This window comes from Streptomyces sp. NPDC088910 (assembly GCF_044749865.1).
Lineage (GTDB): Bacteria > Actinomycetota > Actinomycetes > Streptomycetales > Streptomycetaceae > Actinacidiphila.
Genome location: NZ_JBIVIV010000019.1, coordinates 15,053 through 29,881 on the forward strand (window position 1 = coordinate 15,053; position 14,829 = coordinate 29,881).

At 72.3% G+C, this 14,829-nt stretch carries 15 protein-coding genes; 11 read left to right on the forward strand and 4 right to left on the reverse strand.

From position 1 onward, the window contains the following. Positions 1 to 43: 43 nt before the first annotated feature. The 6 genes from ACIP4Z_RS33060 (at position 44) to ACIP4Z_RS33085 (ending at position 6,121) form a co-directional block, all read left to right on the forward strand. Entirely contained in the window at positions 44 to 604 is a 561-nt protein-coding gene (locus ACIP4Z_RS33060) for a hypothetical protein (protein WP_401314219.1), read from the forward strand. Then, positions 502 to 783 (forward strand): Gfo/Idh/MocA family oxidoreductase, encoded by a 282-nt coding sequence (locus tag ACIP4Z_RS33065; RefSeq protein ID WP_401314087.1) that lies wholly within the window; start codon positions 502 to 504, stop codon positions 781 to 783. Before ACIP4Z_RS33060 ends, ACIP4Z_RS33065 begins: the two co-directional genes overlap by 103 nt. After that, the gene (locus tag ACIP4Z_RS33070) at positions 780 to 941 is read left to right on the forward strand and encodes a hypothetical protein (protein WP_401314089.1); all 162 of its coding nucleotides are present in this window, start codon (positions 780 to 782) and stop codon (positions 939 to 941) included. The genes ACIP4Z_RS33065 and ACIP4Z_RS33070 overlap by 4 nt, the downstream gene beginning before the upstream one ends. A 61-nt stretch (positions 942 to 1,002) precedes the next feature. Continuing rightward, positions 1,003 to 2,007 carry a LacI family DNA-binding transcriptional regulator gene (locus ACIP4Z_RS33075; protein ID WP_401314221.1) on the forward strand — a complete coding sequence of 335 codons (1,005 nt, stop codon included), beginning with the start codon at positions 1,003 to 1,005 and terminating at the stop codon, positions 2,005 to 2,007. Positions 2,008 to 2,143: 136 nt separating this feature from the next. Next, positions 2,144 to 5,251 (forward strand): alpha-mannosidase, encoded by a 3,108-nt coding sequence (locus ACIP4Z_RS33080; RefSeq protein WP_401314091.1) that lies wholly within the window; start codon positions 2,144 to 2,146, stop codon positions 5,249 to 5,251. A 108-nt stretch (positions 5,252 to 5,359) separates the two neighbouring features. After that, on the forward strand, positions 5,360 to 6,121 hold the full coding sequence (locus ACIP4Z_RS33085; protein WP_401314093.1) for a MerR family transcriptional regulator: 762 nt from the start codon (positions 5,360 to 5,362) through the stop codon (positions 6,119 to 6,121). Positions 6,122 to 6,170: 49 nt separating this feature from the next. Here ACIP4Z_RS33085 and ACIP4Z_RS33090 read toward each other — a convergent pair whose 3' ends face one another. Together ACIP4Z_RS33090 and ACIP4Z_RS33095 are read right to left on the reverse strand one after the other, a co-directional pair. Then, the gene (locus tag ACIP4Z_RS33090; protein ID WP_401314095.1) at positions 6,171 to 7,427 is read right to left on the reverse strand and encodes an RNA polymerase sigma factor; all 1,257 of its coding nucleotides are present in this window, start codon (positions 7,425 to 7,427) and stop codon (positions 6,171 to 6,173) included. Next, on the reverse strand, positions 7,424 to 7,795 hold the full coding sequence (locus tag ACIP4Z_RS33095; RefSeq protein WP_355343632.1) for a YciI family protein: 372 nt from the start codon (positions 7,793 to 7,795) through the stop codon (positions 7,424 to 7,426). The genes ACIP4Z_RS33090 and ACIP4Z_RS33095 overlap by 4 nt, the downstream gene beginning before the upstream one ends. 294 nt (positions 7,796 to 8,089) lie before the next feature. Here ACIP4Z_RS33095 and ACIP4Z_RS33100 point away from each other — a divergent pair, with 294 nt between their 5' ends. The 4 genes from ACIP4Z_RS33100 to ACIP4Z_RS33115 all read left to right on the forward strand — a co-directional run bounded on the left by ACIP4Z_RS33100 (position 8,090) and on the right by ACIP4Z_RS33115 (position 12,256). After that, positions 8,090 to 8,401 carry a hypothetical protein gene (locus ACIP4Z_RS33100; protein WP_401314097.1) on the forward strand — a complete coding sequence of 104 codons (312 nt, stop codon included), beginning with the start codon at positions 8,090 to 8,092 and terminating at the stop codon, positions 8,399 to 8,401. Between the two features lie 226 nt (positions 8,402 to 8,627). After that, positions 8,628 to 9,791 (forward strand): glycoside hydrolase family 88 protein, encoded by a 1,164-nt coding sequence (locus ACIP4Z_RS33105; protein ID WP_401314099.1) that lies wholly within the window; start codon positions 8,628 to 8,630, stop codon positions 9,789 to 9,791. A gap of 220 nt (positions 9,792 to 10,011) precedes the next feature. Beyond that, the gene (locus ACIP4Z_RS33110; protein WP_391051866.1) at positions 10,012 to 11,250 is read left to right on the forward strand and encodes an alginate lyase family protein; all 1,239 of its coding nucleotides are present in this window, start codon (positions 10,012 to 10,014) and stop codon (positions 11,248 to 11,250) included. 208 nt (positions 11,251 to 11,458) lie between these two features. Further along, positions 11,459 to 12,256 (forward strand): alpha/beta fold hydrolase, encoded by a 798-nt coding sequence (locus ACIP4Z_RS33115; protein WP_401314101.1) that lies wholly within the window; start codon positions 11,459 to 11,461, stop codon positions 12,254 to 12,256. On the opposite strand, the gene ACIP4Z_RS33120 is transcribed toward ACIP4Z_RS33115, so the two are convergent. Next, positions 12,229 to 12,852 (reverse strand): thaumatin family protein, encoded by a 624-nt coding sequence (locus ACIP4Z_RS33120; protein ID WP_391051861.1) that lies wholly within the window; start codon positions 12,850 to 12,852, stop codon positions 12,229 to 12,231. The genes ACIP4Z_RS33115 and ACIP4Z_RS33120 overlap by 28 nt on opposite strands. Positions 12,853 to 12,862: 10 nt before the next feature. On the opposite strand from ACIP4Z_RS33120, the gene ACIP4Z_RS33125 reads away from it, so the two are divergent. Further along, on the forward strand, positions 12,863 to 13,135 hold the full coding sequence (locus ACIP4Z_RS33125; protein WP_401314103.1) for a hypothetical protein: 273 nt from the start codon (positions 12,863 to 12,865) through the stop codon (positions 13,133 to 13,135). A gap of 567 nt (positions 13,136 to 13,702) precedes the next feature. Here ACIP4Z_RS33125 and ACIP4Z_RS33130 read toward each other — a convergent pair. Next, entirely contained in the window at positions 13,703 to 14,683 is a 981-nt protein-coding gene (locus ACIP4Z_RS33130) for a helix-turn-helix domain-containing protein (RefSeq protein ID WP_391051911.1), read from the reverse strand. Positions 14,684 to 14,829: the final 146 nt, after the last annotated feature.

Below are 14,829 nucleotides of genomic sequence, written 5' to 3' on the forward strand. Positions count from 1 at the left end.
CGCGGCGGTGCCCCTACCGTGAGGGGCCGAACTGCTCGCCGCCATCGGCGCGATCGAAGAGGCGTGCCGTGACCGCGGTGTGCCGCTCGCAGCGACGGCGGTGCGTTTCTCCACGCGCGACCCGCGGATCGCCAGCACCGTCATCGGCACCTCGCGGCCCGAACGGATCGAGCAGACCCTCGCGCTCGACGCGACCGAGGTGCCCGACGCGCTCTGGGACGACGTGGACGCCATCGCCGCGCGCGTCGATCCCGCACACCTGCCCGCCTGGAGCCGACGCGCCGTCATCTCGAAGCCCTCGAAGCCCTCGAAGTCCTCGGAGTCCGATGAGGAGCCCCATGTCCGACCCCCTGCGCGTCCTGCTGTTCGGCTACGGCCTGGCGGGCCGCGTGTTCCACGGCCCACTGCTCGCCACGAATCCGCACTACACGGTCCGGGCGATCGTCACCTCCGATCCGGCCCGCGCCGCCGCCGCGGCCCGACCACCCGGACGCCCGCGTGGTGGCCGACGCCGACACGGCGTTCGCGGCGGCCGACGGCTACGACCTCGCGGTCGTGGCCACGCCCCACCAGACGCACGTCGAACTGGCCGGGCGCGCTCTGAAGGCGGGTCTGCACGTGGTCGTGGACAAGCCGCTCGCGCTCACCGCCCGTGACGCGCAGGAGCTGGCCGCCGCCGACGCCGCGAACCGCGCCCGGTCGGTCTTCCAGAACCGGCGCCGGGACGGCGACTTCCTCACCCCCGCTTCGGCGCCACCGCGCTCGTGGTGGGCGGTTCGATGACCGGCTCCTGGGACCTGATCAGCTCGGCACTCACCGCGGGGCTCCCCGCCGGCCTCCCGCCGCCGCTGCCCGCGGCCCGGCCGGCCGGAGCCGGGCTGATCGGCGCGGCGCGATACGCGGCCGAGGTTCCGGAAGACAACGATGCCTCTATTCTCTAGTCAACGAGCCGAGAGGGAGACCACCGTGGCCGGCGCGCCGCTCACCACCGCACCACCGACCATGAAACAGGTCGCCACCCTCGCCGAGGCCAGCGCGATGACCGTGTCCCGCGTCCTGCGCGGCGACACCGGGGTGTCGGCGGACAGACGCGCACGCGTCGAGGCCGCGGTACGGCAGCTCGGCTACCGGCCCAACGCTCTGGCCCGCAACTTCCGGCACGGACAGGGCACCGGCACCATCGGCCTGATCGTCACGAACCTCGCCAACCCCTTCTGCGCCCGGCTCGCGCTCGGCATCGAGGCCGCGGTCGCCGAGGAGGGACTGCGGGTGGTGATCACCAACACGGCCGGTGACGCGGGCCGCGAGCGCGACGCCGTCCGGGACTTCTCCGCGCGCCGGGTCGACGGCGTGATCCTCGTCCCGGCGGGGGCCGACCAGGCGTATCTGGCCGAGGAGTTGCCCACCTCCCTGCCCGTGGTCACCGTCGCCCGGCCCCCGGCCGGATTCGAGGCGGACAGCGTCCTGGTCGACGACTTCGGCGGCGCGTACGCGGCGACCAGCCGACTGCTGGCGGCAGGACACCGCAGGATCGGCTTCCTCGGCAACCCGCCGTCGGTGTACACCGGTTCCGAGCGCTACCGCGGCTACAGCGCGGCCCTCCACAAGGCGGGCATCGACCCCGACGACGCCCTGGTCAAGCGCGGCCGGGAGGATCTCGCCTCCGCCGAGGCGGCTGCCGCCGAATTGCTCGCGCTGCCCGAGCCGCCCACCGCGCTGTTCTGCGCCAACAACCACAACACCCAGGGCGCCTACCGGGCGTTGCGGCACCACGGCGCCAGCGCGACGCTCGCGGGGTTCGACGACTTCGACCTCGCCGACGTGCTCAGCGTGCCGGTGCTGGTGGTGGACCACGACCCCGACGAGATCGGGCGCCGCGCCGCCCAGTTGCTCGGCGAGCGCCTGGCCCGCCAGGGCGCCGGAGCGCTGCCGCCGCGCCGGGTCGTGGTGCGCACCACGATCATCGCCCACGGGGAGGACCGCGGCCCTGACCGGGACGTGTCCTAGCCGCGCGCCACGGACAACGCGCCCCGGAAGCAGGCGCGTTGCCCGTCCGAGCCTCGCGGTCCCCGAGCCCTGCCTCCACCGCGCCACGCCCGTCAGCCACTCGACCCGGCCGCCCACCACACCCCGGAGCCCGTACATGCACGACGACCGCAGCCTCATCGAGTCCCGCCTGGAACGCGTCCTCAACGAGCGCGTCCGCCCCGCGGTGTACGGGGAGCGGGTGCCGCTGACCGTCGGCATCTGGGACGCGCCCGACGAGCCGGTCCCGGTGGCCGAAGGCATCGCCGCGGCCCGCAGGCCGATCGCGCCCGGCGAGCCGTGGGGTCCGCCGTGGGGAACGAGCTGGCTCACCGTCAGCGGTACCGTGCCCGAGGAGTGGGCGGGCCGCACCGTCGAGGCCCTGCTGGACCTCGGCTTCGAGCGGGACACCCCCGGCTTCCAGTGCGAGGGCCTCGTCTACCGGCCGGACGGCACCCCGGTGAAGGGCCTCAACCCGCGCAATCAGTGGGTGCGCGTCGGCGACCCCGTCACCGGCGGTGAGCGGATCCTGCTGCACGTCGAGGCCGCCTCCAACCCGATCGTGCTGGACAACCCGCCCTTCCGCCCGACCGCTTTGGGCGACAAGGCGACGGCGGGCCGCGCGCCGCAGTACGTCCTGGGCCGGATGGACCTGGCCGTGCTGGACCGCACGGTCTGGGAGCTCGTGCAGGACCTCGAAGTGCTGGGCGAGCTGATGCCGGAACTGCCCGCCGACTCGGCCCGCCGCTGGGACATCCTGCGCGCGGTGGAACGGGCGCTCGACGCGATCGACCTCCAGGACGTCGGCGGCACCGCCGAGGCGGCCCGAGCCCTGCTGGCCGACGTGCTGGCCGCGCCCGCGCACGCGTCGGCCCACCGGATCAGCGCGGTGGGCCACGCGCACATCGACTCCGCGTGGCTGTGGCCGCTGCGCGAGACCGTCCGCAAGGTGGCCCGCACCACCGCGAACATGACGGCCCTGATCGAGGACGAGCCCGACTTCGTCTACACCATGTCCCAGGCGCAGCAGTACGCCTGGATCAAGGAGCACCGCCCCGAGGTCTACGCCCGGGTCCGACAGGCCGTCGCCGACGGACGGTTCGTGCCCACCGGCGGAATGTGGGTCGAGTCGGACACGAACATGCCCGGCTCCGAGGCGATGGCCCGTCAGTTCGTGCACGGCAAGAGGTTCTTCCTGGACGAGTTCGGCATCGAGAGCGACGAGGTGTGGCTGCCGGACACCTTCGGCTTCGCGGCCGGGCTGCCGCAGATCATCCGGGCGTCCGGGTCGAGTTCGCTGCTGACGCAGAAGATCTCCTGGAGCCGCACCAACTCCTTCCCGCACCACACCTTCGCCTGGGAGGGCATCGACGGCAGCCGGGTCTTCACGCACTTCCCGCCGATGGACACCTACAACGCGGGCCTGGAAGGCCGCGAAGTCGCCCACGCCGCACGCAACTTCAGGGAGAAGGGCATGGCCGGGCGGTCGCTGGCGCCGACCGGGCTGGGCGACGGCGGCGGTGGGACGACCCGCGAGATGATCGCCAAGGCCGCCCGGCTGCGCGACCTGGAGGGTTCGGCCCGGGTGGAGTGGGAGTCCCCGGCGGAGTTCTTCGCCAAGGCCCGCGCCGAGTATCCCGAACCGCCTGTCTGGGTCGGGGAGTTGTACCTCGAACTGCATCGCGGCACGCTGACCAGCCAGGCCGGCACCAAGCAGGGCAACCGCCGCAGCGAGCACCTGCTGCGCGAGGCGGAGCTGTGGTCCGCGACCGCCGCCGTACGGGCCGGACTGCCCTACCCGTACGAGGAGTTGGACCGGATCTGGAAGACGGTGCTGCTGCACCAGTTCCACGACATCCTGCCCGGCTCGTCCATCGCGTGGGTGCACCGCGAGGCAGAGGCGACGTACGCCGCCCTCGCGGTGGAGCTGCGGTCGATCATCGACGCCGCCCAACTCGCCCTGGCCGGTGGGCCGTCGCGGGAGGGGGGCGAGGAGGGGGAGGGGGGCCAGGAGGGAGAGGGGGCCCTGGTCTTCAACGCGGCCCCGCACACCCGCGGCGGTGTCCCGGCAGGGGGCGCCGTGCGCGTCGCCGACACCGGCGTCGACGGGACGGTCACCGCTTCGGCCCGCCCCGGCGGCGGCCACGTACTGGACAACGGCCTGCTGCGGGTCGAGATCGACGACCGCGGCCTGGTGGTGTCGGTCCACGACCTCGCCGCGGACCGCGAGACCCTCGCCGAGGGACGCCCGGCCAACCTGCTCCAACTCCACCCCGATTTCCCCACCATGTGGGACGCCTGGGACGTGGACGCGTACTACCGCAACACCGTCACCGACCTGACCGCCGCCGACCGTGTCGAGGTGACCGCCGCGACGGCCCACGCCGTCACCGTCCGGGTCGAGCGCTCGTTCGGCCACTCGCGCGCCGTGCAGGACCTCACCCTCACCGCCGGGCACAAGCGCCTGGACGTCTCCACCGAGGTCGACTGGCGCGAGACGGAGAAGTTCCTGAAGGTGGCCTTCCCGCTGGACGTCCACGCCGACCGCTACGCGGCCGAGACCCAGTTCGGCCACGTCTACCGGCCCACCCACACCAACACCAGTTGGGACGCCGCCCGTTTCGAGGCGTGCAACCACCGATTCCTGCACCTCGCGGAGCCCGGCTGGGGCGTGGCCCTGGTCACCGACTCCACCTACGGCCACGACGTCACCCGCTCCACGAGCGGCAGCGCCCCCGGCGCCGCCGTCACCGTGCGCCTGTCCCTGCTGCGCGCGCCCCGCTTCCCCGACCCGCGGACGGACCAGGGCGTGCACCGCTTCCGCTACGCCCTGCTTCCCGGCGCGTCCATCGGCGACGCCGTCCGCGAGGGGTACGCCATCCACCTGCCCGAGCGCCGCGTGCCCGGCGCCGCCGCGGTCGAACCGCTGGCGACGGTCGGCCACGAGGGCGTCGTCGTCAGCGCCGTGAAGCTCGCCGACGACGCGAGCGGCGACATCGTCGTACGTCTCTACGAAGCCATCGGCGCCCGGACCCGCACCACCCTCACCCCCGGCTTCGCCCTCCACACCGCCACCCCCTGCGACCTGCTGGAACGCCCCCTGACCGACCAGCCGCCCGCCGAGATCCGCGACGGCGCCGTGGACCTGCGCCTGCGACCGTTCGAGATCGTCACGCTGCGCCTGACCCCCTCGACGGACACCGCGCCGCCCCTGGCCGAGCACTGACCCGCCCGTCGTCGGCACCGCCCGCTGTCGGCTTGCGCTTTACGCCGCGTCAACTTCTACGGTCGTCCATGTGGCCGGAACGACCGGCCGGCGAGGGAAGGCAGGGCGATGGCCTGGTCGATCGCGGACGTGGCCCGGCTGTCCGGAGTGACGTCCCGGACGCTGCGGTACTACGACGAGATCGGTCTGCTGCCCCCTGCGGGGACCGGCCGCAACGGGCACCGCTCCTACGAGCAGCGGGATCTGCTGCGGCTGCAACAGATCCTGCTGATGCGGGAGTTGGGCCTGGGCCTGCGGGACATCGCGGCGGTCCTCGACAGGCAGGCGGACCGGGTGGCCGTGCTCCGGGAGCACCACCGGCGTCTGCTGGCGGAGCGGAACCGGCTCGACACCCTGGTCCGCACGGTCGGCCGCACCATCGCGGAGTTGGAGGAAGGAAAGGACGGGGACGACATGGCGGAGATCAACAGGCCGGAGAATCTGTTCGAGGGCTTCGACGCCTCGCGCTACGAGGACGAGGCGCGCGAGCGGTGGCCGCGCGAGTACGAGCGGTCCCGGCGGATCGCCGGCCCGCTCACGGCCGAGGACCAGGAGCGGACGCAGCGCGAGATCACGGCGCGGATGGTCCGCATGGCCGATTTCATGGCGGCCGGCACGCCAGTGGCCGACTCGGCGGTGCAGGCCGAGACGGATGCCCACTACCAATGGCTGTGCGGATTCTGGACCCCCGGCGCGACCGCGTACAAGGGTCTGGGGCAGATGTTCACCGACGACCCGCGCTTCCGTTCGGCGTACGACAAGATCGCGGCCGGGCTGGCCGAGTACCAGCGCGACGCGATGGCGGTCTACGCCGACGCCCGGCTGAGCTGACCCACCGCTGACGCCCGTCGGGTACGCGGTCGTCGCCGCTGTCACCCGCTCAGCGCGCGCCGGGCTTCAGACGGCTCGCGCGGGACTCCAGGAAGCGGCGCTCGGTGAGGCTGGCCGTGCCGCGCGCGGCGAGGAGATAGTGCTCGCGGGCGGCCGGGAGGTCGCCGGAGCGCTCCAGGAGATGGGCGCGGACGACGTGGAGCCGGTGGTGACCCTCGACGCGGGCGTCGTCGTCCAAGGTGGCCAGCAGGTCGAGCCCGGCCCGCGGCCCCTGGATCTCGGCGAGGGCGACGGCGCGGTTGAGGGTGACCATCGGGTTGGGCGCGATCCGCTCCAGGATCTTGTACAGGGTGTGCACCTGGTGCCAGTCGGTGTCCTCGGTGCGCTCCGCGGCGGCGTGCGTCGCGGCGATGGCGGCCTGGAGCTGATACGGCCCGAGCGCCGAGCGGGCCATGGCCGTACTGATCAAAGCGGTGCCCTCGGCGATCAGGTCGGCGTCCCAGAGCGTACGGTCCTGCTCGTCCAGCGGGATCAGGTCGCCGCCGGGCCCGGTCCTGGCGGCGCGGCGCGCGTCGGTAAGGAGCATGAGGGCGAGCAGACCGGCGACCTCGCCGTCGTCGGGCAGCAGCCGATCGACCACACGGGTCAGCCGGATCGCCTCGCGGGCGAGGTCGGCGCGGTGCAGCGCGGCCCCGGAAGTCGCGGTGTAGCCCTCGTTGAAGATCAGGTACAGCACGTGCAGGACGACCCGCAGCCGTTCCTCGCGCTCGCGTGCCTCGGGCAGGGTGAAGCGGCTGCCCGCCGCCTTGATCCGCTGCTTGGCCCGGCTGATCCGTACGGCCATGGTGGCCTCGGGCACCAGGAACGCGTGGGCGATCTCCGCCGTGGTCAGACCGCCGACCGCGCGCAGGGTCAGGGCGGTCTGCGAGCCGGGCGTCAGCGCCGGGTGGCAGCACAGGAACAGCAGTATCAGGGTGTCGTCACCCTCCGGCGCGCCGTCCTCGCCGGGACCCGGGCTGACGCCTGCCTCCCGCTCGGGGGACTGGGCCGCCGCGGCCGTCTCCCGCGCCTTGCGGGCGTGGTCGCTGCGGATCTGGTCGATCAGCCGACGGGAGGCAGCGGTGATCAGCCAGCCGCGCGGATGGTCCGGCACACCGTCGGCCGGCCACTTCACGGCCGCGGCGAGCACCGCCTCCTGCACGGCGTCCTCGCACTCCTCGAACTGGCCGTGCCTGCGGACCAGCACACCGAGGACCTGCGGCGTCAGCTCGCGCAGCAGGTCCTCGGTCACGGTGTCGGTGCTCACATCTCCAATTGTCCACCGGAGAACATCACCTGGCGCACCTCGATGCCCAGCCCCTCCACCTTCGCGTCGGGGATCATCGTGGCGAGCTCCAGAGCGCGCTCGCGGTTCTCGCAGTCGACCAGGTAGAAGCCGCCGAGGTACTCCTTGGTCTCCAGGTACGGCCCGTCGGTGACGACCCGCTGCCCGTCGCGGACCCGCACGACGGCGCTCTGCGAGATGTCGGCCAGGCCCTGGGTGAGGATCATCTCGCCCGACTCGGTGACCGTGTTGATGAAGGCGTCGTGGCCGCCCATGACCTCGTTGCGCTCCTCCTCGGTCAGCGCGTTCCACACCGCCGGGTTCATGTGCATGATCAGCAGAAACTTCATCGCTACTCCTCTGTCCCGCGTGGACGCCGTCCGCGGATGCCCTGCTCGGACGTCCCGCGCGTATGTCGTACGTGTGTGCCGTACGCCGAACCCCTTCCGGGTCCGTGCACCACACAGTCGGAGCCGCGGACGGCTTCTTGACATCGGCGGCGCATCGAATTCCGGCCCGTTTCGATCCGTGCCGATCCGCTCCAATACGGCCCGCTCCGAAAAATTCTTCCAGCCGGACCTCAAGAAGCCCGTCGCCGCTCCGACCGGTGCGGGAAAGAGACCCGACACGGCGGAGGAGCGGACATGCCGGACAACGGGGATACGGGCGCGCCGGGCGGACCGGCGGACCGGCCCGAGTGGCTGGGCCTGACCCTGCTCGCCCTGCCGACGCCACTGGTGGCGATGGACATGACCTCGCTGTTCCTCGCGCTGCCCCGAATGACCGCCGACCTCGGCGCGAGCGGTGTCCAGCACCGGATGTCGGGCGCGCCGCCCGACGCGGCCCCGCCGCCGGCCGTACGCTCGCCGGTGCCACCGCCGCCAGTGACCGGCTCCCGCCCGGTCCGGACGCCGAGCTGGTGCGCACGGCCAGGTCGCCCTTCACCGCCGGGGTGAACCTCACCGGAGTCAGCGCGACCGGGGTTGACGTACGGCGGGCGCGGTCATCTAAGCTCCATCGAGTTCACAAGGACACTCAGCGTTCATGTCCTTGAATCCGCCGGTGAGCGGGCGTCCCGTACGCGCCACCCGCATCGAGAGCCGAGAGCCGAGCCGTACCGACGCCACCACCGGCCGTCCATGCCCGCAGCGCACCTAGCACGCACGGCACTTGGAGACTCCGATGGACCGACGCCACTTCCTGATCGGCGGTGCGGCACTCGCCGCGACCGCCACCGCGACCGCGATCCCCGCCACCGCGCACGCCACCGCCCGCGCCGCGGCCTCTGCCGCCGCCCCGCCCTCCCCGGTGCTGCCCTCCAGGGCGGCCGTCGTCACCGCACTGCGCCGCGTCGCCGACCACTGGATCGGCGCCCACACCGACCCCGGCAACAACCAGTGGGCCAACGCCACCTTCTTCAGCGGCCTGACCGCCCTGTACCGGCTGACGTCCGACACCCGCTATCTGGCCTATGCGCGCTCCTGGGCCGAGCGGAACAACTACGGCCTCAACGGCGGCACGACCACCCGCAACGCGGACAACCAGTGCGCGGGCCAGGTGTATCTGGACCTGTACGAGATCGAACCCGACCCGGCGAAGCTGACCGCGATCGAGACCTGCCTGCACCGCATGGTCTACACCGACCAGGCCGGCAAGGACGACGACTGGTGGTGGGACGACGCGCTGCACATGGCGATGTCGCCCTTCGCCCGCCTGGGCGTGCTGCGCGGTGACGCGAACTACCACCGCAAGCTGCACGACCTGTACCGGCACACCAAGTCGGCCGAGGGCGGCCCCGGTCTCCACGACCCGGCCACCGGGCTGTGGTACCGCGACAGGAACTTCCTGCCCGGCGGCATCCTCTCGCCCCCGGGCAAGCCCGTGCTGTGGTCGCGCGGCAACGGCTGGGGCGCCGCCGCGCACACCAAGAGCCTCAAGGTGCTGCCCGCCGATCAGGCCGACACCGCCGAATACCGCGCCACGCTCAAGGAGTTGGTACGGGCGGTCGCCGCGGTCCAGCGCACCGACGGCTTCTGGAACGTCAACCTCGCCGACCCCGCGCACTTCCCCGGCCCCGAAACGAGTGGAACCGTTTTCTTCGCCTACGGCACCGCGTACGCCGTACGCGCGGGACTCGTCGACCGGGCCACGTATCTGCCGGTCGCCGCGCGCGCCTGGAACGGCCTGCTGGCCACGGCGGTTCACCCCGACGGCACCCTCGGCTGGATCCAGAAGGTCGGCGACCGGCCGGACTCCAGCCAGCCCGTGACGTACGACAGCACGGCCGACTTCGGCGTCGGCGGATTCCTGCTCGCCGGGACCGAACTCGCGGCGCTCGCCACCTGATCGCGAGCCGGGTTCGGCCAACTCCCGCACCGCGCAGGGGCTTGACGGGGCATTAGTCCGTACCTATGGTCTGCGGTCAGTCAAGTGTTCAGAAATGCAAGCTCGGTTCACACTCAGGAACGCCACGGTGCACACCGGGGAACACGCGCTCACCAACGCGCTCACCCGGGAACGCGCCCGCTCACGAACAGCCCCCCACTCAAGATCGGATGGTCACCGCATGGCAGGCACCCCCACGCCCTCGCCCGCGCGCCACCGCCGCCGCGTACGGCGCCCCGTTCTGCTGGTCACCGCCGCCTGTGCGGCCGCGGCCCTTGTAACCGGTTTCTCCGCCTGGCCCGGAGGCGCCCAGCGCGCCAGCGCCGCACCGGCCGCCTTCGTCCACCCCGGAGTGACCGTCTCCGCCGCCCAACTCGACTTCGCCCGCGCCAAGGTGCAGGCCAACGCCGAGCCGTGGAAGAGCGCGTACAACCAGATGATGGCCAGCTCGTACGCCTCGCTGACCCGTACGCCCAAGCCGCGCGCGAACGTCGAGTGCGGCTCCTACTCCAACCCCAACAACGGCTGCACGGACGAGCGCGAGGACGCGATAGCGGCCTACACCGACGCCCTGGCCTGGTACTTCACCCGTGACGCGCGCTACGCGCAGGAGTCCATCAAGCTGATGGACGCGTGGTCGGCGACGATCACCCAGCACACCAACAGCAACGCCCCGTTGCAGACCGGCTGGGCGGGCTCGTCGTGGCCCAAGGCCGCCGACATCATCAAGTCGACCTACACCGGCGGCTGGCCGAACGCCGGGCGCTTCGGCACCATGCTCCGCAACGTCTACCTGCCCGAGATCATCAACGGCTCGAACAGCAACGGCAACTGGGAGCTGTCGATGATGGAGGCCGCCGTCGGCATCTCCGTCTTCCTCGACGACAAGACCGACTACGACAAGGCGATGGCCAAGTTCCGCACCCGCGCCGCGGCCTATGTCTACATCGCCGCGGACGGGGCGCTGCCCAAGACGGTTCCGAGCCAGAACCTCGACACCAAGGCCAAGATCGTCAGCTACTGGCAGGGGCAGTCCACCTTCGTCGACGGGCTGACCCAGGAAACCTGCCGCGACTTCACGCACACCGGCTACGGCATCTCCGCGATCTCGCACATCGCCGAGACCAGCCGCATCCAGGGCGACGACCTGTACGGCACGGACATCGGCGAGCGGCTGCGGCAGGCGCTCGGCTTCCAGTCCAAGTACGAACTGGGCACGGCGCCGCCGAGCTGGCTGTGCAACGGCAGTGTCAACCGCGGCCTCGGCCCGATCACCGAGACCGGCTACAACGCGCTGCACACCCGGCGCGGGGTCGCGATGACCAACACGCAGACCCTCACGCAGAACAACCGCCCCGCCGGTTCCAACAACCTCTTCGTGGCCTGGGAGACCCTTACGAACGCCGAGAACCCCAACTGACCCACGCGGACGGCGAATCACGCGAGGGCCGCGCACCCCACCGGGCTGCGCGGCCCTCGTCGCGCGCTCTGCGCGGAGCCCCGCGGCCACGGCGTCCGGCAAGCGCCTGACGGACACCGGATGTTCGGCCCCGGCAGCGGCGGCCGACAGTGTCGCCGAGAGCGAAAACCGGAGGGAATCACGCGGCGCGGTGCGTACCGTCTGCCGGATGACTCTCTCTTACGACACGGCGGGCGCCGGCCCCGCACTGGTATTCCTGCACGCCGGGGTCTGCGACCGGCGGATGTGGGACCCGCAATGGCAGCCGCTGGCCGACGCCGGTTACCGCGTGGTCCGCTGCGACCTGCGCGGCTTCGGCCGGACCCCCGCGCCGGACGCGCCGTACAACAACGCCGACGACGTGATCGGACTCCTCGACACGCTCGGCATCGGTCAGGCGGCGCTCGTCGGCGCCTCCTACGGCGGCAAGACCTCGCTGGAGATCGCCGCGCGCCACCCCGAGCGGGTCGGCGCGATGGTGCTGCTGTGCCCGGGAATGGCCGGGCACGAAGCCTCCGCCGAACTCGACGCGCTGGACGAACGCGAGGAGGCGCTGCTGGAGGCGGGCGACCTCGCGGGCGCCGTCGAGCTGATGGTCGAGACCTGGATCGGCCCCGAGGGCGACGAGGCCGCCCGGCGGGCCGTACGCGTCCAGCAGCGGAACGCCTACGAAGTCCAGCTCGCCGCCGAGGAGTTCGACCAACTCCGCCCGCCGTACGACCTCGCGGCGGTACGGGCGCCGTCCCTCGTCGTCTCCGGCGCCCACGACCTGGCGGACTTCCGGCAGATCGCCGCCCGGCTGCCCGGACTGCTCGCCGACGCCGGCCACCTCGAACTGCCCTGGGCCGGACACCTGCCCAGCATGGAACGGCCCGCCGCCGTCACCCACCTGCTGAAGGACTTCCTGGGGGAGCGGTGGAGCGAGACCCCGCGCGAGCCTCAGGTGACGCCGAAGGTCACCCGGTAGTCGCACCGCCCCTTGCACGACATCGTCGCCGCGTCGTCGAAGGCGTACGAATAGGCGTACGGCGCGGCCTTCTTGAACACCTGCGTATAGTCCACCGGCCACTTCGACGGCACGCACTTCTCCCGCCCGGCCCAGGCGCCTTGGCAGCAGTAGGTGTCCCCGCCGAAGGCCGCGCACGGCGGCTTGCAGCCGACGACCCGGCCGCCCGACATGGCCCGCATGGCGCTGGGGCAGTCCACCGGCTTAGTGCACGCGCCCTTGTAGCAGCCCGTCGCACTCACCGGATCGGCGGTCACGGTGTGCGAGATGTTGATGTACATCGGCAGATTCGCGCCGTCGACCATGCTCACGTCGTAGAAGTCGAGCCCGGCGTACGCGTCGAAGGTGAACTCACCCAGCGTGGTGGGCGGGTTGGCGCCCGAGCACTGCGACGTGCAGTCCCCGGTCAGGCACGCGCCCTGGCCGCCGGACGTGCAGCCGGTACGGCCCCAGATCCGGCCGCCCCATTTGTTGCCCACGGTGAGGGACGTGCTCTGCCCCGGCCGCAGCTCCCGGCCGTTCGGATACGCGGCGGTGCCGGTGACGATCGCCCACACCGTCTCCTGCGTGCGGTTGACGACGGTGATCGTCCGCCCGCCGCCCGAACCGGCCCCGGCCGCCGCTGACTTCGGCGCGGACGGCTTCGGCGACGACGGCTTGGGACTCGGCCGCTGCGACGGGCGCGCGGTCGCCGACGGCGAGGCGGACGCGCGGGTCGCGGTCGCGGACGCCGTCGGCGACCCGGACACGGTCGGGGCCGCCGGAGCCGAAGCCGCGGCCTGGCGGGTCACCGCCTCCGTACTCGCGGACCCGTCACCGCCCGGCGAGGACGGCCAGTAGTAGACCACCCCGCTCGCGACCACGGCGGCCACGACCAGCCCCCACCAGCCCCGTACGGATCTCGTCCGCCGCCTGCGTCCCATCGTGCCGCCTCCAGCCGTGCCACGTGCATCGGTACACGTCGGAGACCCCGTGGGACGCGGCCGGATAACACAAACCGTCCGGCGACGGCATGGCGAAGGGCGGGAACACCCCCGTGGCTCCCGCCCCTGTCATTCGGACCGCAACCGCCGTCGCGCCCCGGCCGTCCGGCCGAGGCGCGGAGGAAGGGCCGGCGCCTGCCGTCCGGGATTCCGCTAGGTCTCGTCGTCGTGGAACGGGAGCCAGTTGGCGCGGCGGCGGGCCGCCTTCGGCTTGTTGAGGTGCATGATCGGTTCCTGTCTGTCGGCGAACCGTCCGTGGACCGCCCTCGTGGGCGACGGACGGGCCGCCCCGTGGCCGGGGTCCGCGGGTGGCGGGTCCGACCTGGGGCATGCACGGGCAAGCCTGCCGGTCACGGCGCCGGCCTGTCGTTAGCAGCCGGTCGCCTGACGACTTGGCAATGCGTCCACAACGGCCGGAGCCACCCTAGGAACCCGCACCCGGACGTACGGACCGCTGGCGGTGGTCGGTGGGCGCCGCCCCGTGGACGGCGCGGTAGGCGCGGCTGAAGTCCGCCGCCCGCGGAAAGCCCCAGCGGGCCGCGATGAGATGGATCGGCGTCTCCAGCAGCGCCGGATCGGCCAGGTCGCGGCGTGCGCCCTCCAGCCGCAGGCGGCGTATGTACGAGGCGACCGTCTCGTCCTCCGCCTGGAAGAGCCGGTGCAGGTAACTGCGCGAAATGTGGTGCACCGCGGCGATATGACGAGGCGTCAGCTCCGGGTCGTGCAGATTCTGCCGGATGAAGGACTTCACCCGCAAGGTGAGCGCCCGGGTCCGCGTCTCCGGTGTCAGCGCCGCCTCGGCGTCCAGGGCGTTCGCGAGGAGCGCCGCCACCAGGTCGACCAGCACGGCGCCCAGCCGAGGACCGTCGGAGGGCGCGTACGGCACGGTGTCCGCGGCGAGCTGGGTGAGGAACTGCGCGAGCAGCGCGCCCACGCCCTCGCGTCCGGTGATGTGCCGCCCGATCACCTTGTCCAGCCGGTGCTGCGGAAGCGGCAGCAGCACCTTGGGGATCTCGACGCCCACCGAGGAGATCGACCCGTGCCCGGTCCAGATCTCGTACGGCCGCGAGGAGTCGTTGGTGTGGATGTCGAACGCGCCGTAGGAGTTCTCCTCCCGGCCCCACGACACCCCGGCCTCACCGCTCAGCAGGAGCGAGAGGTGGTAGACCTCGGGGTCCGACTGCCGGATCAGCTTCGGCGTGCGCAGGAAGACCAGCTGCTCGAAGGTCGCGGGCCAGATCGACACCGCGCCCAGCCCGATCAGCCGCTGATGCGCCTTGAAGTCGGCCGCGCACTCGCTCTCCAGCCGCATCGGGGCGTGCGTACGGTTCATGCACTCGCGCCAGGCGTCGAATCGGTCCTCGACCGCCAGGTCCTCGCTGCGGAAGACCGTCTCCGCCAGCATCGCCACACCCACTTCCGCACCGCGACATCGCGCCGCCGACGTCGTGCCCGCCCCGGCCGTCCCGGAAAGCGGAACGTACGGCGCCGCGTCGGCGACCCCGGTGAGTTTGCCATGCGCCCCGGCGAGCCCGGCACGGCACCCGGCCG